The organism is Streptomyces sp. NPDC048389 (assembly GCF_040706335.1).
Lineage (GTDB): Bacteria > Actinomycetota > Actinomycetes > Streptomycetales > Streptomycetaceae > Streptomyces.
This window is the reverse complement of record NZ_JBEZKP010000017.1, coordinates 88,323-110,677: the sequence shown is the minus strand read 5'-3', so window position 1 is coordinate 110,677 and position 22,355 is coordinate 88,323. Positions and strand designations below refer to the sequence as shown.

The 22,355-nt window shown below is 71.4% G+C and carries 15 protein-coding genes; 7 read left to right on the top strand and 8 right to left on the bottom strand.

The features are described from left to right. Window positions 1-77: 77 nt before the first annotated feature. Both AB0903_RS15255 and AB0903_RS15250 read right to left on the bottom strand, forming a co-directional pair. Window positions 78-944: an acyl-CoA thioesterase II gene (locus tag AB0903_RS15255; protein ID WP_366702826.1), complete on the bottom strand. Its 867-nt coding sequence runs from the start codon at window positions 942-944 to the stop codon at window positions 78-80. Between the two features lie 18 nt (window positions 945-962). Next, on the bottom strand, window positions 963-3,536 hold the full coding sequence (locus tag AB0903_RS15250; RefSeq protein ID WP_366702824.1) for a DUF3516 domain-containing protein: 2,574 nt from the start codon (window positions 3,534-3,536) through the stop codon (window positions 963-965). A 59-nt stretch (window positions 3,537-3,595) separates the two neighbouring features. On the opposite strand from AB0903_RS15250, the gene AB0903_RS15245 reads away from it, so the two are divergent. Next, window positions 3,596-4,387 (top strand): metal-dependent hydrolase, encoded by a 792-nt coding sequence (locus tag AB0903_RS15245; protein ID WP_366702822.1) that lies wholly within the window; start codon window positions 3,596-3,598, stop codon window positions 4,385-4,387. 176 nt (window positions 4,388-4,563) lie between these two features. On the opposite strand, the gene AB0903_RS15240 is transcribed toward AB0903_RS15245, so the two are convergent. The 3 genes from AB0903_RS15240 to AB0903_RS15230 all read right to left on the bottom strand — a co-directional run bounded on the left by AB0903_RS15240 (window position 4,564) and on the right by AB0903_RS15230 (window position 8,752). Further along, window positions 4,564-6,345, bottom strand: a complete 1,782-nt coding sequence (locus tag AB0903_RS15240) for an ABC transporter ATP-binding protein (RefSeq protein ID WP_366702820.1) — start codon at window positions 6,343-6,345, stop codon at window positions 4,564-4,566. Beyond that, complete coding sequence (locus AB0903_RS15235) at window positions 6,342-8,201, bottom strand: ABC transporter ATP-binding protein (protein WP_366702818.1); 1,860 nt, start codon at window positions 8,199-8,201, stop codon at window positions 6,342-6,344. The genes AB0903_RS15240 and AB0903_RS15235 overlap by 4 nt, the downstream gene beginning before the upstream one ends. A 104-nt stretch (window positions 8,202-8,305) precedes the next feature. After that, on the bottom strand, window positions 8,306-8,752 hold the full coding sequence (locus AB0903_RS15230) for a MarR family transcriptional regulator (protein ID WP_366702816.1): 447 nt from the start codon (window positions 8,750-8,752) through the stop codon (window positions 8,306-8,308). A 91-nt stretch (window positions 8,753-8,843) separates the two neighbouring features. Here AB0903_RS15230 and AB0903_RS15225 point away from each other — a divergent pair, with 91 nt between their 5' ends. Continuing rightward, the gene (locus tag AB0903_RS15225; RefSeq protein WP_366702814.1) at window positions 8,844-10,652 is read left to right on the top strand and encodes an ABC transporter ATP-binding protein; all 1,809 of its coding nucleotides are present in this window, start codon (window positions 8,844-8,846) and stop codon (window positions 10,650-10,652) included. Here AB0903_RS15225 and AB0903_RS15220 read toward each other — a convergent pair. Further along, window positions 10,601-11,680 (bottom strand): NAD(P)-binding domain-containing protein, encoded by a 1,080-nt coding sequence (locus tag AB0903_RS15220; protein ID WP_366702812.1) that lies wholly within the window; start codon window positions 11,678-11,680, stop codon window positions 10,601-10,603. The genes AB0903_RS15225 and AB0903_RS15220 overlap by 52 nt on opposite strands. 84 nt (window positions 11,681-11,764) lie before the next feature. On the opposite strand from AB0903_RS15220, the gene AB0903_RS15215 reads away from it, so the two are divergent. Beyond that, entirely contained in the window at window positions 11,765-12,187 is a 423-nt protein-coding gene (locus AB0903_RS15215) for a YjbQ family protein (protein WP_366702810.1), read from the top strand. 114 nt (window positions 12,188-12,301) lie between these two features. On the opposite strand, the gene AB0903_RS15210 is transcribed toward AB0903_RS15215, so the two are convergent. Further along, window positions 12,302-13,489, bottom strand: a complete 1,188-nt coding sequence (locus tag AB0903_RS15210) for a helix-turn-helix domain-containing protein (protein ID WP_366702808.1) — start codon at window positions 13,487-13,489, stop codon at window positions 12,302-12,304. An 88-nt stretch (window positions 13,490-13,577) separates the two neighbouring features. Continuing rightward, window positions 13,578-13,760, bottom strand: a complete 183-nt coding sequence (locus AB0903_RS15205; RefSeq protein WP_366702806.1) for a hypothetical protein — start codon at window positions 13,758-13,760, stop codon at window positions 13,578-13,580. Between the two features lie 240 nt (window positions 13,761-14,000). Here AB0903_RS15205 and AB0903_RS15200 point away from each other — a divergent pair, with 240 nt between their 5' ends. The 4 genes from AB0903_RS15200 to AB0903_RS15185 all read left to right on the top strand — a co-directional run bounded on the left by AB0903_RS15200 (window position 14,001) and on the right by AB0903_RS15185 (window position 21,501). Continuing rightward, window positions 14,001-14,957 carry a DUF3068 domain-containing protein gene (locus AB0903_RS15200; protein ID WP_366702804.1) on the top strand — a complete coding sequence of 319 codons (957 nt, stop codon included), beginning with the start codon at window positions 14,001-14,003 and terminating at the stop codon, window positions 14,955-14,957. 282 nt (window positions 14,958-15,239) lie between these two features. Next, window positions 15,240-16,454, top strand: coding sequence for a glycosyltransferase family 4 protein (locus tag AB0903_RS15195; RefSeq protein ID WP_366702802.1), 1,215 nt, complete (start codon window positions 15,240-15,242; stop codon window positions 16,452-16,454). Window positions 16,455-16,460: 6 nt separating this feature from the next. After that, window positions 16,461-17,210, top strand: coding sequence for a class I SAM-dependent methyltransferase (locus AB0903_RS15190; RefSeq protein ID WP_366702800.1), 750 nt, complete (start codon window positions 16,461-16,463; stop codon window positions 17,208-17,210). A 22-nt stretch (window positions 17,211-17,232) separates the two neighbouring features. Next, the gene (locus AB0903_RS15185) at window positions 17,233-21,501 is read left to right on the top strand and encodes an alpha-(1->3)-arabinofuranosyltransferase family protein (RefSeq protein ID WP_366702798.1); all 4,269 of its coding nucleotides are present in this window, start codon (window positions 17,233-17,235) and stop codon (window positions 21,499-21,501) included. Window positions 21,502-22,355 lie beyond the last annotated feature (854 nt).

Below are 22,355 nucleotides of genomic sequence, written 5' to 3'. Positions count from 1 at the left end.
GAAGGGACACGGGTCTTGTCGCGACAACAGCGCCGGGCACGGTGTCCTTCCCGTGCGGCGGACACGTCGCCGGCGCTCTACACCGGCCGGAACAGCCCTTCCTGCACCACGGACACCAGCAGCCGGCCCTCACGGTCGTAGATCCGGCCCCGGGCGAGGCCGCGGCCGCCGGTCGAGACGGGCGACTCCTGATCGTAGAGGAACCACTCGTCGGCGCGGAACGGGCGGTGGAACCACATCGCGTGGTCCAGCGACGCCATGTCGAAGCCCCGGCGGCCCCAGAGCGGCTCGACCGGGATGCGCACCGCGTCCAGCAGGGTCATGTCGCTGGCGTAGGTCAGCGCGCAGGTGTGCACCAGCGGGTCGTCGCCCAGCGGGCCCACCGCGCGCATCCACACCGCGCTGCGCGGGTCCGCGTCCTTGATCTCCTCAGCCGTCCAGCGCAGCCGGTCGACGTAACGGATGTCGAACGGCTGTCGCCGGGCCATCCGCTCCAGTGCCTCCGGCAGCGCGCCGAGGTGCTCCCGGATCTCCGCCGCCACGGTGGGCAGCGACTCGGGCGCGGGGAAGTCGAGCCGCGGCGGCAACTGGTGCTCGATGCTGCCCGGCTCCGGACGGTGGAAGGACGCCGTCAGATTGAAGATGGTGCGCCCCTCCTGCACGGCGGTGACCCGGCGGGTCGTGAACGAGCGGCCGTCCCGCACCCGCTCGACCTGATACACGATCGGCACCCCGGGGCGCCCGGGCCGCAGGAAGTACGCGTGCAGCGAATGCACCGGACGCTCGCCGTCGGTGGTCCGCCCCGCGGCGACCAGCGCCTGACCGGCCACCTGGCCGCCGAAGACGCGCTGAAGCGACTCGTTCGGGCTGAGCCCCCGGAAGATGTTGACCTCGATCTGCTCCAGGTCGAGCAGATCGACCAGACGCTCCGCCGGATTCGTCATTCTCGGGTCCTCTCGATGTCAGAGCTGGCCGACGGACGTGACCCGCACGACCGCCCGGCCCTCCTCGTCGGAGGCTGCCAGATCGACCTCCGCGCCGATACCCCAGTCATGGTCGCCGTTCGGGTCGGCAAAGGTCTGGCGAACACGCCACAGGCCGTGCGCCGGGTCCTCCTCGATGGACAGGAGCTTCGGGCCGCGGGCGTCGGGGCCGGTGCCCAGGTCGTCGTACTCGTCCCAGTACGCGTCCATCGCCTCGCCCCAGGCATCCTCGTCCCAGCCCGACTCGGCGTCCATCGCGCCCAGTTCGCCGACCTGGTCGAGAGCGGCCAGCTCCACCCGGCGGAACATCGCGTTGCGGACCAGCACCCGGAACGCGCGCGCGTTCGCCGTGACCGGCTTGACCTGGTCGGCCTTCTCCTGCGCCTCCTCCGCGGTCTCCACCTCGGGATTGGCCAGCTGCTCCCACTCGTCCAGGAGACTGGAGTCGACCTGGCGCACCATCTCGCCCAGCCAGGCGATCAGGTCCTCCAGGTCCTCCGTCTTGAGGTCGTCCGGGATGGTGTGGTCGAGCGCCTTGTACGCGCTCGCCAGATAGCGCAGCACGATCCCCTCGGTGCGGGCCAGCTCGTACCACGAGGTGAACTCCGTGAACGTCAGCGCCCGTTCGTACATGTCGCGGATCACGGACTTCGGCGAGACCGGGTGGTCACCGACCCACGGATGCGACTTCTTGTAGACGTTGTACGCGTGCCACAGCAGCTCCTCCAGCGGCTTCGGGTACGAGACGTCCTGGAGGCGCTCCATGCGCTCCTCGTACTCGACGCCGTCCGCCTTCATCCTGCCGACCTCCTCGCCGCGCGCCTTGTTCTGCATGGCGGCGAGGATCTGGCGCGGATCGTCCAGCGTCGACTCGACGACCGAGACCATGTCCAGCGCGTACGACGGGGACTCGGGGTCCAGCAGGTCGAAGGCGGCGAGGGCGAACGTCGACAGCGGCTGGTTCAGCGCGAAGTCCTGCTGGAGGTCGACCGTCAGCCGGACCGTACGGCCCTCCGCGTCGGGCTCGTCCAACTGCTCCACCACTCCGCCGCCGAGCAGCGAACGGTAGATCGCGATCGCCCGGCGGATGTGACGCAGCTGCGCCTTGCGGGGCTCGTGGTTGTCCTCGAGGAGGTGGCGCATGGCCTCGAAGGCGTTCCCCGGCCGGGCGATCACCGACAGCAGCATGATGTTCGTGACCCGGAAGCGGGAGGTCAGCGGCTCCGGCTCGGAGGCGATCAGCTTCTCGAACGTGGTGTCCGACCAGCCGACGAAGCCCTCCGGGGCCTTCTTCCTGACCACCTTGCGGCGCTTCTTCGGGTCGTCACCGGCCTTGGCGAGCGCCTTCTCGTTCTCGATGACGTGCTCGGGCGCCTGCGCGACGACCAGGCCCGCGGTGTCGAAGCCCGCGCGGCCGGCGCGGCCGGCGATCTGGTGAAACTCGCGCGCCCGCAGGGTCCGCACCCGGCTGCCGTCGTACTTGGTGAGGGCCGTGAACAACACCGTACGGATGGGGACGTTGACACCGACGCCGAGGGTGTCCGTGCCGCAGATGACCTTCAGCAGGCCCGCCTGCGCGAGCTTCTCCACCAGCCGGCGGTACTTGGGCAGCATGCCCGCGTGGTGTACGCCGATGCCGTGCCGTACGTACCGGGACAGGTTCTGGCCGAACTTGGTGGTGAAGCGGAAGCTGCCGATCAGCTCGGCGATCCTGTCCTTCTCCTCCCGCGAGCACATGTTGATGCTCATCAGCGACTGCGCCCGCTCCACCGCCTGCGCCTGCGTGAAGTGCACGATGTACACCGGAGCCTGCTTGGTCTCGAGCAGCTCGGTGAGCGTTTCGGTGATCGGCGTCAGACGGTACTCGTACGACAGGGGCACCGGACGGGTCGCCGAGCGGACCACGGAGGTGGGACGGCCGGTGCGGCGCGTCAGGTCCTTCTCGAACATCGACACGTCACCGAGCGTCGCCGACATGAGGACGAACTGCGCCTGCGGCAGTTCGAGGATCGGGATCTGCCACGCCCAGCCCCGGTCCGGCTCCGCGTAGAAGTGGAACTCGTCCATCACGACCTGGCCGACGTCGGCGTGCTTGCCGTCCCGCAGGGCGATCGAGGCCAGCACCTCGGCGGTGCAGCAGATGACGGGGGCGTCCGCGTTCACGGACGCGTCGCCCGTCAGCATGCCCACGTTCTCCGTGCCGAACAGCTTGCACAGGTCGAAGAACTTCTCGGAGACCAGCGCCTTGATCGGCGCGGTGTAGAAGGTGACCTGGTCGTTCGCGAGCGCCGCGAAGTGCGCGGCGGCCGCGACCAGGCTCTTTCCCGAGCCGGTCGGGGTGGAGAGGATCACGTTCGCCCCCGAGACCACCTCGATCAGCGCCTCCTCCTGAGCCGGATAGAGCGTGATGCCCTGGCCCTGCGCCCATGAGGAGAAGGCGTCGAAGAGAGCATCGGGGTCGGCGGTCGGCGGCAGCTGATCGATAAGGGTCACACCCCCATCTTGCCTGTCCCTGCCCCGTATCCGGGAACCGGGCGAGAAGCGCAAGATCACGACCGATACGCTGCCCTGTCAATTGGGGTTCGGTACAAGAGCAATGGGGCGGAACGCACATGATGGGACCGGCGCACTCGCTGTCCGGGGCGGCAGCCTGGCTGGGGGTGGGCGCGGCGACGGCCGCCGCCGGTCACCCGATGCCGTGGCCCGTCCTCGTCGTCGGAGCACTGATCTGCGCGGGCGCGGCACTGGCGCCCGACCTCGACCACAAGGCGGCGACGATCTCCCGGGCCTTCGGGCCCGTGTCGCGCGGGCTGTGCGAGATCGTGGACAAGTTGTCCTACGCGGTCTACAAAGCGACGAGGAAACAGGGCGACCCGCGCCGAACCGGCGGCCACCGCACGCTGACGCACACCTGGCTCTGGGCCGTCCTCATCGGGGCGGGCGCCTCCGCACTGGCGATCCTCGGCGGACGGTGGGCGGTCCTCGCGATCCTCTTCGTCCACATGGTGCTCGCCGTCGAGGGCCTGCTGTGGCGGGCCGCGCGGGTCTCCAGCGACATCCTGGTCTGGCTGCTCGGCGCCACCAGCGCGTGGATCCTGGCGGGCGTCCTGGACAAGCCGGGCAACGGCGCGGACTGGCTCTTCACCGCGCCCGGCCAGGAGTACCTGTGGCTGGGCCTGCCGATCGTCCTCGGCGCCCTCGTCCATGACATCGGCGACGCCCTCACCGTCTCGGGCTGCCCCGTCCTGTGGCCGATCCCGGTCGGCAGGAAGCGCTGGTACCCGATCGGCCCGCCGAAGCCGATGCGCTTCCGGGCCGGCAGCTGGGTCGAGCTGAAGGTCCTGATGCCGGCGTTCATGCTCCTGGGCGGCGTGGGCGGGGCGGCGGCGCTGAACTTCATCTGACGGGCGTGGTCGGTTCCGGGCGTGGCGCCCCGCCGGGGACGCAACCGGGACCGTGCCGTCCCCGCCGGACCGGGCCGTCCCCGTCGGGACCGGGCCCCGCCCGGGACCGTGTCACGCGCACCACACCGGGCCGCGCCCGAGAAGCGTGGCCCGGTGGCCGCCCGCCCGAGGGCACGTCAGCCGTGCCAGGAGTGCCACAGCGCCGCGTACGCCCCCTGCGCCGCCACCAGCTCCTCATGGCTGCCGAGCTCGCTGATCCGGCCGTTCTCCACCACCGCGATCACGTCCGCGTCGTGCGCCGTGTGCAGCCGGTGGGCGATCGCCACGACCGTACGGCCGTCCAGCACCCGAGACAGCGAGCGTTCCAGGTGGCGGGCCGCCCGCGGGTCCAGGAGCGAGGTCGCCTCGTCGAGGACGAGCGTGTGCGGGTCCGCGAGGACCAGGCGGGCCAGCGCGATCTGCTGGGCCTGGGCCGGGGAGAGGGCGGTGCCGCCCGAACCGACCTCGGTGTCCAGGCCGTCGTCCAGCGCCCGCGCCCACCCGTCCGCGTCGACCGCCCCGAGCGCCGCCCACAGCTCCGCGTCCTCGGCAAAGGCGCGCGCCAGCAGCAGATTGTCGCGGAGGGAGCCGACGAACACATGGTGCTCCTGGTTGACGAGCGCCACATGCTCCCGCACCCGTTCCGCCGGCATCCGGGACAGCTCCGCCGCGCCGAGCGTGACTCGGCCCGCGCGTGGGGCGTAGATCCCCGCGAGCAGCCTGCCGAGGGTGGACTTGCCGGCACCGGACGGGCCGACCAGGGCCAGCCGGGTGCCGGGCGGCACGTCCATCGACACGCGGTGGAGCACGTCGACGCCCTCCCGGTACCCGAAACGCACCTCGTCGGCGCGGACGTCGCGCCCGTCGGGCCGTACCCGCTCGTCGCCGGCCTCCGGTTCGATCTCCCGCACGCCCACCAGCCGCGCCAGGGACACCTGAGCCACCTGCAGCTCGTCGTACCAGCGCAGGATCAGGTTCACCGGATCGACCATCATCTGGGAGATGAGCGCGCCCGTGGTCAGCTGCCCGATGCCGATCCAGCCCTGGAGCACGAACACGCCACCGATCATCAGCACGGACGCCAGCACCGTCGCGTGGGTGAGGTTGATGACCGGGAAGAGGACCGAGCGCAGAGAGAGCGTGTACCGCTCCCATGCCGTCCACTCCTTGATCCGCCGGTCGGAGAGCGCCACCCTGCGTGCCCCGAGCCGGTGGGACTCGACGGTGCGCCCCGCGTCGACGGTCTCCGCGAGCACCGCCGCCACGGCCGCGTACCCGGCGGCCTCCGAGCGGTAGGCCGAAGGCGCCCGCTTGAAGTACCAGCGGCATCCGACGACCAGCAGCGGCACCGCGACCAGCACGGCGGGCGCGAGCGGCGGCGCGGTGACGGTGAGCCCGCCGAGGAGCAGCACGACCCAGAAGACGCCGATCGTCAGCTGGGGTACGGCTTCGCGCATCGCGTTGGCGAGGCGGTCGACGTCGGTGGTGATACGGGAGAGCAGATCGCCCGTACCGGCCCGCTCCAGCACGCCCGGAGGCAGCCCGACGGAGCGGACCAGGAAGTCCTCGCGCAGATCCGCGAGCATCCGCTCGCCCAGCATCGCCCCGCGCAGCCGAACCTGCCGGACGAACAGGGCCTGGACGACGAGGGCTCCCGCGAACAGCGCGACGGTGCGCTCCAGATGGAGATCGCGGGCGCCGCCCGCCGCCTTCTCCACGAGGGAGCCGAGCAGCCACGGCCCGGCCATCGAGGCGACGACGGCGGCCGTGTTCACCGCGACCAGGATCACGAAGGCCCTGCGGTGCCGGCGCAGCAGCTCGCTCACATACGCCCGGACGGTCGCCGGCGTGCCCACGGGCAGGGTCGCCGCCGTGCGCAGGGCTGCCGGATCGTACGACGGTGGCGCCAGGCCGATCATGCTGTCTCCTCGATGTCCTCGGTGTCGGCCTTGAGCAGACGGACGTCCGGGGACCCGCGGTGGGCCCCGACGAGGTGTTGCTCCGCTTCGGTCTCGCGGGTCACGACCGCGCGGTACCGGAGGTCCGTGCGCAGCAGTTCACGGTGCGTACCGACGGCCGTGACCTTGCCCTCGCGGACCAGGACGACCCGTTCGGCGAGATCGAGCAGCAGCGGCGACGACGTGAACACGACCGTCGTCCGGCCGGCGCGCAGCTTCCGTACGCCGTCGGCGATCTTCGCCTCGGTGTGCGAGTCGACGGCGGAGGTCGGCTCGTCGAGGACCAGCACCTCCGGATCGGTGACCAGTGAGCGCACGAGCGCGAGCCGCTGGCGCTGACCGCCGGAGAGCGAGCGGCCGCGCTCGGTGATCGGCGCTCCCATGGGGTCGTTGTCGAGAGACGCCTGCGCCAGGGCGTCGAGCACGTCACCGCACTCCGCCGCTGCCAGTGCCCGGTCCGCCGCCACCTGGCCGGACGCCGGTACGTCGAGCAGCTCCGCCAGGGTGCCCGAGAGCAGCACCGGTTCCTTGTCCTGGACCAGCACCGCCGCGCGGGCCTGTCCGAGCGGCAGGCCGTCCAGCGCGACGCCGCCGAGGAGCACGGACGGCAGGCCGCCCGGGTCCGTCGGATGGCCGCCGAGCCGCTCCGCGAGGTGCCCCGCCGCGTCGGGGTCGCCGCAGACGACGGCGGTGAACGATCCGGCAGGGGCGAGCAGGCCGGTGGCCGGGTCGTAGAGGTCACCGGTGAGCGCCGTGCCGGTCTTCGTCTGCGCCGCGCCGGCCTTCGTCGCGTCGGTCTTCGTCTGCGCCGGGCCGACCGTGCTTCGTTCGAGCGAGAGCACCCGGGCCGCCCGCCGGGCCGACGGACGGGAGAAGGAGTACGCCATCGCGATCTCCTCGAAGTGCCGCAGCGGATAACTCAGCAGCATCACCGCGCTGTAGACGGTGACCAGTTCGCCGACCGCGATCCGGCCGTCCCCGACGAGCCCGAGGCCGTACCAGACGACCGCGATCAGCAGCAGGCCCGGCAGCAGCACCTGCACGGCCGAGATGACCGACCACATACGGGCGCTGCGGACGGCGGCCTTGCGCACCTCCTGCGAGGCGCGGCGGTAGCGCTGAAGGAAGAGTTCCTCGCCGCCGATGCCGCGCAGGACCCGCAGGCCGGCGACGGTGTCGGAAGCCAGTTCGGTGGCGCGGCCCGCCTTCTCCCGCTGGATGTCGGCGAGTTCGGTCGCCCGCGGGAGCAGCGGCAGCACACCCAGCGCCAGCACCGGCACGCCGAAGGCGACGATGACTCCGAGGGCGGGTTGGTAGATCACGAGACCGACGCAGACGACCACGACGGTGAGGGCGGCGGCGAAGAAGCGGGAGACCGCCTCCACGAACCAGCCGATCTTCTCCACGTCGCCCGTGGACACCGCCACCACTTCACCGGCGGCGACCCGCCGGGTGAGCGCGGAGCCCAGCTCCGAGGTCTTGCGGATGAGCAGCTGCTGCACCCGCGCGGCGGCGGTGATCCAGTTGGTGACGGCCGTGCGGTGCAGCATGGTGTCGCCGAGCGCGATGCACACGGCGGCGGCGGCGAGCAAGCCGCCCGCCACGGCGAGCGAGCCGCCGGACCCGTCCACTACGGCCTGGACCGCCAGACCGACCCCGTAGGGCAGGGTCATGACGGAGACGAAGTGGAGCATGCCCCAGGACAGCGAGCGGAGTTGGCCGTTCAACTGGCGGCGTCCGAGCCACAGAAGGAACTTCGGTCCGGACCGGACGTCCGGCAGACCGGGATCGACATACGGAAGGTCGCGAATCTGCATGATGTCCCAGATCGTCGGAGAGTGACACAGACCCGCAAGCCTCCCGCTCCGGCACCGGTGGCAGCAAACGATTTACGGCCCGGCCCGGCCGGTTCGCGGCCCCCTCAGCAGCGCGGCCCCGGGTTGTCGACCAGCGTGGAGAGCAGTCCCGCGAACACCTCGCGCTGCTCGGGAGTGAGCGGGGCCAGTACGTCCTCCGCCGCCGCCCGGCGGGCGTCCCGCAGGGTGCGCAGGGTGGCGCGGCCGGTGTCGGTCAGCTCGATGCGGGTCACCCTGCGGTTGGCCGGATCCGCCACGCGGCGGACCCGCCCTCCCGCTTCCAGCCCGTCGACCAGGCTCGTCACGGCCCGGGGGACCACCTCGAGACGCTTCGCCAGATCCGCCATACGGGGCGGTGCCTCGTAGTGCGCGACGGTGCGCAGCAGCCGTGACTGGGCGGGGGTGATCGCTATGTCGGCCGATTCGAGCTGGCGCTTCTGGCTGCGGTGGAGCCGGCGGGTCAGTCTCAGCAACTGCTCGGCCAGCAGGCCGTCGGCGTCGGGAGTGCTCATGCGGGAACAATATCAGGACCTTGTTCATTGTGAACACAGGTAACAATGAGCTAGGATCCCGATGCTCGTACCGCCCTGCCCGAGGAGACCGTTGCGGACCGAAGACACCACCTGGACACCACCGCCCAAGGACCCGGACCAGCCGCCCGCCGAGGTGCGGCGGATCCTGCGGCTCTTCCGACCCTACCGGGGTCGGCTCGCCGTCGTGGGCCTCCTCGTCGGCGCCTCGTCGCTGGTCTCCGTCGCCTCGCCGTTCCTGCTGCGCGAGATCCTGGACACCGCGATCCCGCAGGGGCGGACCGGGCTGCTCAGCCTGCTCGCCCTCGGGATGATCGCCACGGCAGTGACGACCAGCGTCTTCGGTGTGCTCCAGACACTCATCTCCACCACCGTGGGCCAGCGCGTCATGCACGATCTGCGCACCGGGGTCTACGCGCAGCTGCAGCGTATGCCGCTCGCCTTCTTCACCAGGACGCGCACAGGCGAGGTCCAGTCCCGCATCGCCAGCGACATCGGAGGCATGCAGGCGACCGTGACCTCCACGGCCACCTCACTCGTCTCCAACCTCACGGCGGTCGTCGCCACCGTCGTTGCGATGCTCGCGCTGGACTGGCGGCTCACCGTGGTCTCGCTGGTCCTGCTGCCGCTGTTCGTCTGGATCAGCCGCCGGGTCGGGCGGGAGCGGAAGAAGATCGCCACACGGCGGCAGAAGCAGATGGCCGCCATGGCGGCCACCGTCACCGAGTCCCTGTCCGTCAGCGGCATCCTCCTCGGCCGCACGATGGGCCGGGCCGACTCCCTCACCAAGTCCTTCGCGGAGGAGTCGGAGCGCCTCGTCGACCTCGAGGTGCGCTCCAGCATGGCCGGCCGCTGGCGGATGTCGACGATCGGGATCGTCATGGCCGCGATGCCCGCCCTGATCTACTGGGCCGCCGGCTTCGCGCTCAAGTCCGGCGGGCCCGCGATCTCCATCGGCACACTCGTCGCCTTCGTCTCGCTTCAGCAGGGGCTGTTCAGGCCCGCGGTGAGCCTGCTCTCCACCGGGGTGCAGATGCAGACCTCACTCGCCCTCTTCCAGCGGATCTTCGAGTACCTGGATCTTCCGGTCGAGATCACCGAGCCCGCGCAGCCCGTGTCGCTCGACGGGATCCGGGGCGAAATCCGCTTCGAGAAGGTCGAATTCGCCTACGACCCGGCGCAGGAGCGGCCGACCCTCGACGGTATCGACCTCACCGTCCCGGCCGGCGGCTCGCTCGCGGTCGTCGGCCCGACCGGCTCCGGCAAGTCCACGCTCAGCTATCTCGTTCCCCGGCTGTACGACGTCACCGGCGGCCGTGTCACCATCGACGGTGTCGACGTGCGGGACCTGGACTTCGAGACACTCGCGCGAGCCGTCGGCGTCGTCTCCCAGGAGACGTACCTCTTTCACGCCTCCGTCGCCGACAATCTGCGCTTCGCCAAGCCGGACGCCACGACCGAGGAGATCGAGACCGCCGCCCGTGCCGCGCAGATCCACGACCACATCGCCTCTCTGCCGGACGGCTACGACACCCTCGTGGGCGAGCGCGGCTATCGCTTCTCCGGCGGAGAGAAGCAGCGGCTCGCCCTCGCCCGTACCATCCTGCGCGACCCGCCGGTCCTCATCCTCGACGAGGCGACCAGCGCCCTCGACACCCGTACCGAACACGCGGTGCAGCAGGCCATCGAGTCCCTGTCCCGCGGCCGGACCACCATCACCATCGCCCACCGGCTCTCCACGGTCAGGAACGCGGACCAGATCGTCGTGCTCGACGCCGGCCGCGCGGCCGAGTGCGGAACCCACCAGCAGCTCCTGGAACAGGGCGGCCGCTATGCCGCCCTGGTGCACCGCGACGCCCAACTCGTCCCTGCCGCTCCCTGAGCGGGCAGGCGCGGGTCGGCGGGCGGCATACGACGGCGCCGCCGCTCCCGTGGGGACACCCGGGTATCCCGTACGGCCCCGGTGCCGTCCACCCGGATGCCGCCGCCCGGCTCACGCAGGCGCAGGGGCGCGAGATGGCCGATCACCGGCCGGAATCCGGTCGCCCAGAGGATCACATCGGCCTCCACGGTGCGCCCGTCGTCCCAGGCGACCCCCGTCGGTGTGATCCGGTCGAACATCGGCAGCCGGTCCAGGACCCCGGACTCCCGGGCCCGTCGGACCGCGTCGGTCAGCGGCAGCCCCGTCACGGAGACGACACTCCGCGGCGGCAGCCCGCGGCGTACGCGCTCCTCCACCAGCGCGACTGCCGTGCGGCCCGCGTCCTCGTCGAACGGCCCTTCGCGGAACACCGGCGGTCGCCGTGTCACCCAGGTCGTCGCGGCCTCGACCCCGGCGATCTCCATCAGATGCTGTGTCCCGGACGCCCCGCCGCCGACGACGACCACACGCCGGCCCGCGAAGGCGGCCGGACCCGGGTAGTCCGCGGTGTGCAGCTGAAGTCCGCGGAAGGACTCCTGCCCGGGGTGACGCGGCCAGAACGGGCGGTCCCATGTTCCTGTCGCGTTGATCAGGGCGCGGGCCGACCGGACCCCCTCCGAGGTCTCGACCGCCAGCCGCCCGCCGTCCCCCTCACGGACCGCGGCGACCCGGACCGGCCGGTGGACCCGCAGACCGAAGCGCTCCTCGTAGGCGGCGAAGTAGGCGCCGATCACCTCCGAGGAGGGCCGCGCGTCGTCGGCACCGGTCAGTTCCATGCCCGGCAGCGCGTGCATGGCGTGCACCTTGCCGTACGTCAGCGAGGGCCAGCGGAACTGCCAGGCGCCGCCGGGCCCGGGGGAGTGGTCCAGCACCACGAAGTCCCACTCCGGCACCAGGCCGGCACGCCGCAGGTGGTACGCGGCGGACAACCCGGCCTGACCCGCGCCGACGACCACCACGTCCACTTCCCGAGTCACGAATTCGTTCACGTTTCTACCAACAGGGGAGGTGGCGCGGGTCCTCCCGCGGCGCCGCAGCTGCCGGCATCCGTGTGAGGACGAGAGGATGGGGCCATGCCCGGAACCTTCACCACCACGACCCTGACCATCGGCACCGGCTCGGACGAGACGGTGACCGACCTGACCGGTCACTGCCAACGGTTCCTCAGGGAGCACGCACACGGCGCCGACGGGCTCCTCAACCTCTTCGTCCCGCACGCGACGGCCGGCATCGCCGTCCTCGAGACCGGCGCCGGCAGCGACGACGACCTGCTCGCCGCGCTGCACACCCTCCTGCCCGCCGACGACCGCTGGCAGCACCGCCACGGCAGCCCCGGCCACGGCCGTGACCACGTCCTCCCGGCCCTCGTCCCACCGCACGCGACGCTCCCGGTGTTCGGCGGCAGGCTGGAACTCGGCACCTGGCAGTCGGTGTGCCTGGTCGACACGAACAAGGACAATCCGGAGCGTCAGGTCCGGCTGAGCTTCCTGGGCTGACCAAGATCACCCCGGGGGTGTCCGTCCTTTCGCCTCATGCCGCGGCGCCCTGGCCGCGGCACGCCGACGCTGCCAGGGGTGAGGGTCGGGCAGCGTCGGCGTCAGCACAGGGGGTCAGTCAGGCGGTGGGGCGAGATCCCCGCGGAGCCGCCAGGTGCGAAGGACCAGCTCCAGTTCGAAGCGGCGGTGCGGGTCGTCCAGGTCCTCCCCCCACAGCCCACGGAGCTGTTTCAGCCGGTAGCGCACGGTCTGCGGATGGACTCCGAGCCGGGCGGCCACCTCCGGGGCGCCACCCCGCGTTTCCAGCCAGGCCAGCAGGGTCTCTGCGAGACGGTGGGAGTGCGCCAGGCCGACGGACCGGTCCAGCTGCGCCAGCCGACGCCGGGCCAGATCGTCGATCAACTCCCCCGCAGGCAGCAGTACCAGGGCTTCGACGTGCTCGCCGCAGTGCAGCAGCCGCCCTCGCGGCAGCAGGTCCTGCTCGATCATCCCGACGGCGGCCTCCGCCCAGCGCAGCGACGTGACGGCCTCCGCCAGGGGGACCGACGGGCCGATCGCGCCCGACCAGCCGGCCACCGCCCGGTGCAGCAACTCCGCGCGTCCGGGGGAGTCCGGGTCCGGTACGACCAGGCGCGGCCGCTCGGCTTCCATGTCGAGCAGCACCTCGTCGCCCACGGCAGGGGCGACGGCCTCCAGGGCAGGGCGAAGCAGCACGGCCACCGCCACCTTCTCGGGCAGTTGCCAGCCCGCGTCGGCTGCGCGGTCGGCGAGGAAGGCGGACGGATCCGTGCGGTGCTCGGTGAGCAGTAGATCGATGAGAAGCCGTTGCAGGCGCAGCCGCTCCCCGGCGTGGCGGGCGACGGCCTCGGCGTAGCCGCGTACCGACTGGGCCACCATGACGTCGAGATACTCGAAGGCGGACTCGGCGAGTTCGTACATGGCCGCGGGCGGGATGTCGACCTGCTGGCCGATCTCCGCCATGCGCCGCCAGGAAAGGCGCACGCCCAGCCGGTAGATCCCCTGCAAGGAGTCCAGGCTGCGCCCGTGCGTGACCTCGCCGCGCCCGAAGTCCTGGAACATCTCGGGAAGGGCGCGCGGCCGGTCCGACCCCGTGGTCATCTGCTCCACGAAGAGCTCGAGCGCGTGCCGGATCGCCACCAGGGCCTTCGGTTCTCCGGACTCGTCGGGGATGAACGCCAGACCCGGGTACTCCCGTCGGATCGCGGCAAGGATGTCCTGTGCCAGCTCGGGGACCTGCTCCAGGGCGCGGTCGGCGAACCTCTGCTTCCGCTCTCGTGGCACGTCGTGCCACGCTGAGGACGCTCCCACAGCCCGCTCCTCGATGGCCGGTCCACATGCCGCTCGGTCAGCCGGCCTGCTTCTTTCCAACTTAGCCCGCACCGGGACCCGGCGTGCTGGACGTCCCCTCGGCGGGTGGGTCGGGGAACGTGACGAGCGGCACGTTCTGCTGCTCGGGTGTGGCGTCGAGAGCGGCGGCGATTCCGAATGCGGTGCCTGTGGCCAGAACGGCGGAGGCGGCGCAGGTCAGGAAGGCGGCGAGCAGTCTGGGCATGAGGATGATCGGCCTCTCAGTCGATGAGGTCTGTCACCCAGCGCGCCGGCCCGGTCCGGCGCGGTCAGTATGCGAGGCGCATTGACAGGTGGTCAAGCTCCGCCTAATTTCGCCGTTCACAGGCACTGTTACTCCCGGGTAAGCCACTCCTCGCCCCGGACGCCGAATCCGTGCGTGCGAACCCATCCCGCACAGCCCAGGAACCACCCCCGCATACCGCGCCCGTATCGGAGTATCCGCATGCGCCGTTCCACATCACTTTTGTCCCTGATTCTGCTGGGCGTCGGAGTTTTTCTGCTGGTGCTCACCCAACTGCTCGTCTGGTACGTGGAGCCGCGTGCCAAGCGCACACCGACCGATGTGAACTCCACGACGGTCTTCACCGGGCAGGGCAGCTACTTCGACACCGAGTCCGTCGCCACGGTGGGCGACCAGACGATAACGATCACCCGCCGGGTGCTGGGGGACGTGGCCGCCGGCGAGCGCAGCGGAAACGCGATCTGGGACGTGTCGACACAGATCGACACGCCGAAGACGCTGCCGCTGGCCGACCCGCGAAAATCCCTCCAGTGGACCACCGAACGCTGGGTGACCGACCGCCGGACGAACCTGCCGGTGCGCTGCTGCGAGGAGAAGCCCGAGTTCGAGGGCGAGGCATACCTGAAATTCCCGTTCGACGTCGAGAAGCGCACCTACACCTGGTGGGACAGCACCCTGGGCGCCACCGTGCCGCTGAAGTTCGGAGGGAAAATCAAGATCGACGGGCATGAGGGCTACCGCTTCGTCGGCACCGTCGAGGCCACCGAGATCGGCACCCGTCAGGTGCCCGGCGCACTGGTCGGCAGTTCGGAGCCGGGCCAGGTGCTGGCCGAGGAGTGGTACTCCAACGCGGGGATCGAGTTGACCGTGGACCGGCGCACGGGCCGGATCATGAATGCGTCGATCGCGCCGACGAAGACGCTGCGGGCCCCGGGCTCGCAGAAGGACTCGGTCACCCTGCTGTCCAGCAAGCGGCTGGAGTTCACCGAGGCGACCCGGCGCGAGCAGGTGAAGCTCGCCTCCGAGGACGGCGGCCGGCTGAAGCTGCTCGGCGAGACCGTGCCGCTCGGGGGCGGGATCGCGGGCGGTCTGCTCGCCGCCGTCGGCGCGGTGCTGGTGATCCGCGGCCGTCGACAGCCGGAACACTCAGCAGAGTGATGAAAACGGGTTGCCGAATGTCCGGAACTTGTCACCGGCGAGCGTAGCCGGAACGAGTCGCTGAACGAACACTGACGTTACCCCTGAGTAGGCCAAGTGTTTCCGATTCGAGTCGGCTCCCAACCCCAAGAGCCCGCAGCCGGCCCGGCGCCGACAAACCGACCGCCCATCCAGGTCCGCTACCGCAGTACCCGCACAACCAGCCAGCCCAGCGCTTCACCCCGGAAGCCCGGCAATCCCTCATCCGCCTGCCCCCCGCAGCCGCCGAGTTGGAGCACCTCTATGCCCCAGCGCGCCTCCGCTCTGACCTCCGGTCAGAAGGACTCCGTCCCCGTCCCCGCTCAAGCCCGCACCGGCAGCCGAGTCACCGACTCGCTCGCCGCCGACCCGTACGTCGCATCCACCCTGGCACCTCTGCCGCGCCGGATCACCTTCCTCGCCCGCCGTGACCTGGGCAACCAGGCCGCCGGCGGCTCGGAACTGCTCATCGACCGGATAGCCGACGGTCTGACCGCCGGCGGCCACGAGGTCACGCTCGTATGCGGCGGCCCGGCCGCCGAGCGCCACTACCGGGTGGTCTCCGCAGGAAGTGACGCGAGTCACTTCCTGCGCGCCAGGACGACCTTCGCCCGCGAGGTGGGCGACTGCGACCTCCTGGTCGAAGTGTGCAACGGCATGCCGTACCTGGCGCCGTTGTGGCACCGCGGACCAACGTTGTGCCTGGTCAACCACGTGCACACTGATCTCTGGCAGATGCGTTACCCGGGCCCGGCGGCCCGGCTCGGCCGCAGGCTGGAGCACTGGGCGCTGTCCGGCACCCACCGCGACAACCTGATGGTGGCCGTCTCCGAGTCGACCGCCTCCGAGCTGCGCGGCATCGGCGTGGCCGCGGACCGCATCCGGATCGTCAACAACGGCGTCGAGGACCCCGGCCCGCTGCTGCCCGAGGCGAAGGAACCGCTGTTCCTGGCCGTCGGCCGGCTGGTGGAGTACAAGCGCATCGACCTGCTCCTACGGCTGTGGGAGCGGGTCCGCCCCGTCACCGGCGGCCGGCTCGTCATCGTGGGCGACGGCCCCGAACGGGAGCGGCTGGAAGCCATGGCCGGCCCCGGCGTGACGTTCGCCGGCCGGGTGCCGGAGGCCGAGAAGCACCGGCTGATGTGCGAGGCGTGGCTGCTGCTGCACCCCTCCCTCGTCGAGGGCTGGGGGCTGGTGGTGACCGAGGCAGCCGCGCGGGCCACCCCCGCGATCGGTTTCGACATACCCGGCCTGTGCGACTCCATCGAGGACGGAGAGACCGGCGTGCTGGCCCGTGGCGAGAGTTCGTTCGCCGCCGCGTGGTGCGCCCTGTCCCTCAGTTCCGACCGGCGCGCAGCCATGGGACGTGCCGCAGCGCATCGCGCCGAGCGCTTCCGCTGGAGCGCTACGGTCCGTCAGTTCCAGGCGGTCGCCGCCGAGGCCGCGGCGCTCGCCACCGCCGCGAGACGCGGCAGATGAGCGGCCATGCCTGAGATCACCGAACGCGCCTTCAAGGATCCGTCGCTGAAGCGATCGGCCGCCCTCTTCCGGGCGTTCATGCGCGAGCAGAGCGATCCCGAGCGGTGTTACACCCTGCTGGCCCGTGACTCGGTCGCGCAAGTGGCACGCCACATCGACCTGTCCGGCAAGATCGTCGTCGACATCGGCGGCGGCAGCGGCTACTTCACGGAGGAGTTTCGCCGCCGTGGCGCGCAGAGCTACCTCTTCGAGCCCGACCTGCGGGAGTTGAGCGCCCGTGGCCCGGTCACCGAGGACGCGGTGCTCGCCGACGGCTATCTGCTGCCGCTCGCCGACGGTGCGGCCGACGTGTGCTTCTCGTCCAACGTGCTGGAGCACGTGGCGGACCCGCAGACGTTCATCAGCGAGATGGCGCGGGTCACCCGTCCCGGCGGACTGATCTACCTGTCGTTCACCAACTGGCTCTCCCCCTGGGGAGGTCACGAGAGCGCGCCGTGGCACTACCTCGGGGCCGACCGGGCCCGCGCGCGCTACGAACGGCGCACCGGCCGCGAGGCCAAGCACACCGTCGGCGAGAACCTCTTTCCCGTCCACATAGGTCCCACCCTGCGGCATGTCCGCGGCCGCGACGACGTGCAGGTCGTCACGGCGCGGTCCCGTTACTGGCCGTTCCTCGCGAGCATGATCACCCGGGTGCCGGGCCTCCGCGAGATCGCCACCTGGAATCTGCTGCTGATTCTCAGGCGAAGCCCATGAGCAAGCGAAGCGAGGAACGGTCATGACCACTACGGTCCAGGCGCCCACCCGGGTGCCGCAGCCCGGCCCGACGCCGTCCGGGGCGTCCGGGGAACCGCGCGGACGACGCCTGCTGTTCGGCTTCTGGGCCGTCGTGCTGGTGTGCTTCCTCGCGGTGTCCCCGGGGAAGATGACGTTCGAGACCAAACTCGGCGTCGCCCTCGATCCCCAGCGCTTCCTCGGCGACCTCGGTTCGCTGTGGAACGGCAACGTGGGCCTCGGCGGTATAGCCAACCAGTACATCGGCTACGCCTTCCCGGCGCTGCCCTACTACGCGTTCATGGACTTCCTGCAGGTGCCGGTATGGCTGGCCGAGCGGCTCTGGCTGTCGGTCATCGTGACCGTCGCCTTCTGGGGCGCACTCAGGCTCGCCGAACGGCTGCGCGTGGGTACACCCGCGACCCGGCTGCTCGGGGCTGTTGTGTACGCGCTGTGGCCCACCTTCACGATCGTCATCGGATCGACCTCCGCCGCCGCGCTGCCCGGTGCCCTGCTGCCCTGGGTGCTGCTGCCGTTGACCTCCGCGGCACTGAGCCCCCGGACGGCTGCGGCACGTTCGGCCCTGCTGATCCCCTTCATGGGCGGGGTGAACGCCGCCTCGACGCTGGCCGCGCTGCTGCCCGTGGGTCTGTACCTCCTCAGCCGCCCGCCCGGCCGGCGCCGGCGCGCGCTGCTCGGCTGGTGGATACCGGGCGTCGTGCTGGCCACCGTGTGGTGGGTGGTGCCGTTGCTCCTGCTCGGCGTCTACGGCGAGAACTTCATGCCGTACGTCGAGCAGGCCGACACCACCACCGCCACCATGTCCGCGACCGAGCTGCTGCGCGGAGCCGGTAACTGGGTGGCCTACCTGAACTTCGGTGAGGCATGGCTGCCGGCCGGCTGGACCGTCGCGACCTCCGTCGTCACCATCCTCGGTTCGGCGTTCGCCGCGGCGCTGGGGCTGGCCGGCCTTGCCCGCCGGGACCTGCCGGAGCGCCGCTGGCTGCTGCTGACCGTCCTGGCCGTCGCCCTGATCACGCTCGCCGGGTACGGCGGCGCGTTCGGCGGTCCGTTCCACGGTGTCGTCCAGGACTGGTTGGACGGACCGCTGAGGCCGTTCCGCAACATCTACAAGTTCCAGCCGGGGCTGGCCCTCGCGCTCGCCCTCGGCCTGGCCCACCTGACGGCCGCGCTGTCCGTGAGCAGAAGTTCTCGCACACTTCCCGGTCGCCGCTGGGCGCCTGCGGCCGTGGCGGTGCTGGTACTGCCGGGTCTGGCATGGCCGTACGTCAACGGCTCGATCCTGCAGCCCGGGGCGTTCACCAAATTGCCCACCCACTGGGAGAAGGCCGCCGACTGGCTGGGGGACAACGCCCCGGAGAGCCGGGCACTGGTCGTACCGGCGACGGCGCACGGCATCTACACCTGGGGTTCCCCCATCGACCAGCCGTTCGACGTGCTGGCCGAAACCCCCTGGGCACAGCGCGACTTCGTCCCCTTCGGTACACCCGGCTCACGCCGTGTGACGGACGCCGTCGAGCAGGCGCTGCTGTCCGGTACCGAGGTTCCGGGACTGCAGGCGTACCTGGCACGGGCCGGCATGCACGAGGTGGTCGTCCGCAACGACCTCGACCCCGACCAGATCGGATACGTCCCGCCGCAGACGGTCAAGCGGACCCTGGAGTCGTCCGGCTACCGCAAGGTCGCCGCGTTCGGCCCGCTGGTGACCGCCGGGCGCATCGGCCCGGACACCCCGCTACAGGTGCAGGGGCTCTATCCGCGGCTCCAGGCCGTGGAGATCTATCAGCCGCAGGACCGCGACACGCGGCCCGGCAGGGTCGGTGTGTCGGCCGTGGCCGACACGGCCGTGGTCAGTGGCGGACCAGAGGCGCTGCTCCAGCTGTCCGCCGATCCCTCGATGACCGACCGGCCGGCCGTACTGGCCGGGGACAGACTTCCCCAGGGCGTCATCCCGCCGGTGAAGGCAGTCGCGGACGGGCTGCGGCGAGCCGACACCCGGTTCGGCCTGGTCAACAACAACACCTCGTACACGTACACCGCCAAGGAGCGCAACCACTCCGGCAGCCTGCAGAACCCGGGCGAGGAGCCCAAGCAGATCCTGCCGTCGAAGGGCACCGACCATCAGACGACGGCGGTGCTGCGCGGCGCCGAGTCCGTGACGGCTTCCAGCAGCGGCAACTGGCTGTTCCACCTGCCGCAGTACGACCCGGCGAACGCGTTCGACGGGAACCCGGACACCGCGTGGGCCGAGGGCAGTCCGGGCAAGCCGGTCGGACAGTGGCTGAAAGTGGACTTCTCCCGGCCGACCGACATCCCCGCCTCCCTCCAGCTGACGCCCCTGCCGGGCGACGGCATGCGCGCGGCGCCCACGCGGGTGCGGATCGAGACCGACCGGGGTTCGGCCGAAAGCCCGCTGCAGACGAACGGTCTGCCGCAGACCGTCAAGGCGCCGTCCGGCGAGGCATCCTGGATGAAGATCAGCATCGTTGCCGCGCAACAGGCGCGGCCGGGCCTGTCCGGGGCCGGCTTCTCCGAGGTGTCGATCCCGGACGTGCAGGTGACGCGCTTGCTGGCGCTGCCTGCCGACGCGGAGCGCACCGACGCGGCGGCGAGCGTGTACTCCCTGCACCGCGGCACCGACGCGGGCGGCTTGTCGCCGGCATCGGCCGAGGTGGGACTGCACCGGCGATTCAGCACCCAGGAAACGGGCGAGTACAAGGTGTCGGCGCGAGCCGTCGCCGTTCCCGGCGGCCCGTTGGACGAGCTGCTCGACCGTTCGGCTCCCGGATCGAAGAACCGGGTGACGGCCTCCGTGGACTCCACCAGCCGCAACGGCATGTCACTCAGTGCCCGCAACCTGGTCGACGGCGATCTGACGACCGCCTGGATCGCGGGCGACCGGCCGGTCGTCCACCTGAGCTGGCCCAAGAAGGAGAAGATCGACGAGATCATCCTCGCGTCGGCGGGTGGGGTGTCCACCCGGCCGGAGCAGGTGATGATCAGCTCCCCACACGGCGCCGCGATGGCTGACGTGGACGAGAACGGGCGGGTCCGCTTCCCGGAGATCGAGACGAACCGGCTCGACATCGTCATCAGCAGGGTCGCCCCGCTCACCGTCCACAATCCGGTGGCGGACGCGCAGTTGCAGCTGCCGGTCGGGCTGAGTGAGGTGCATGTTCCCGCACTGGCCGATCTGCGGGTGCCACGTCCGAAGCCGTCCGCACGCTTCTCGCTGCCGTGCGGTGAGGGACCGGACCTTGCTGTCGGCGGTGTCCTGCACAAGACGGAAGCCTCCGGATTCGTCCGGGACCTCACCGAGCGGCGTCCCGTCACCGTCGCACTCTGCGCAGGGGAGGAGAAGGACGGCACCCTGGAACTTCCGCCCGGCGACCACGCGGTGGAGGCGGGTGACGCGGGCCCGCTGGCGATCACCGACGTCACGCTGACCCGGGGCACTCCGCAGGAGATGGCGGGAGCGGCCGGTCGCGAGGCAACCGTCACCAGGTGGACCGACGACAGCCGGACCGTCTCGGTGTCGGCCGGCTCCGGCGAGGCCACGTACCTGCAGACCTACGAGAACGCCAACGACGGCTGGAAGGCCACCCTGGACGGCACGGAACTGGAACCGGTGCGTCTCGACGGCTGGCAGCAGGCATGGCTGATCCCGGCGGGGGCGTCCGGCACGGTGCACCTGGAGTTCGAGCCCTCCGGGCCGTACCGGGCAGCCTTGATCGGCGGCGCGATCGCGCTCGTCGCGCTCGCCGCCCTCGCCTTCGTGGGCCGCAGGCGCAACGCCGGCGGAACCGACGAGCAGCCGCCCGAGCCGGCGGCACCGGGGATGGTGCTCGGGACGCTGGCGCTGACCGCGGTCGTCGCGGTGGCGGCGGGCCCGCTGGCCCTGGTGGTGCCCGTACTCGCCGTGGCGGCGCGGTTCCGGCCGGCCGTTCTGGTGCCGACCGCGGCGGCTGCGATGGCCGGAGCCGGCATCGTCGCGGCCGTCGGCGCCGGGGAGCCGGCCGCCGTCGGGCAAGGCGCGTTCAGCGGCTTCGCGCAGGCACTGGCACTGGTGGCCCTGTCTGCCGCCCTGGTGACGGCGGCAAGCCCGGCGCCCGCGACCGTCGGGCGTGAAGACGACGACGGTCCCGACGCGCCGGAAGCCGGACCGGTGGTCACGGCCCGGCAGGCAAGCACCGACGAAGGGGACCGGCCCGAGCCGCCCCGCCGGCAGCCGGGAGGCGGTGAACCCGCGTGATCTCGCTCTGGACCACCGCCGGGCGGGGGACCGCAACCCCTCCCGGCGGGGCCCGGATTCCCTTTCCGACCACCGATGAGGTCTCGCGGCACTGCCTCAGTGACGACGAACCGGAGACCGTGCACGTCGAGGTCCACCTCCCCGGACGGCTGGACCCGGCCCGGCTGCGGTCCGCGTTCCGGCGGGCACTGCTGACCCATCCGAGGGTGTTGATGCGGGAAGTGCCCGGCCGCGGACACCGGCAGTTCTTCGCGTGGGAGCTGACCGGCGAACCGGACGGCGACCCGGTGAGCTTCGCGGGACGGGGGCCCGGTGCGTTGGCACAGGCCCGGGCCCGGGCCCTGACGCAATGCCCGTCGCTCACCCTGTCGCCGCCGATGCGCCTGGAAGTCGTCGAGGTCCACGGGGAAACGGCCGCCGGTGAGCCGTCGGTGGGCGGTGGGCCTTCGCACAACGGGACCGTGCTGCTGCTGACGATGCATCACACGGCGCTCGACGCCCCCTCGGGGCTGAGGGTGCTCGCCACGACGGCTGAACAGTACGCCGGCGTGGCCGCCCTCCCGGCCCCCGGGCCGGTTCGGCCGGGCCGCTCGGGTCGGGCCCCGAGCGCGACCGGCGGCACCGGCGGTGCGGTGTGGGCGCGGCCCGTACGGATCGCGCCGGACTCCCGCCCCGCGCCGGTGCGCGCCGGTGCCGTGGGCAACGGCATGCTGCAAGCGGAACTACCTGTTCCGGGGTGTGCGCCACAGACCGGGGGCTCCTCTCCCTGGACCGTCAACGACCAACTGCTGGTCGCCGCGTCACTGATGGTGGGCCGCTGGAACGTCTCGCAGGGGCGGCCGGCCGGTCCGGTG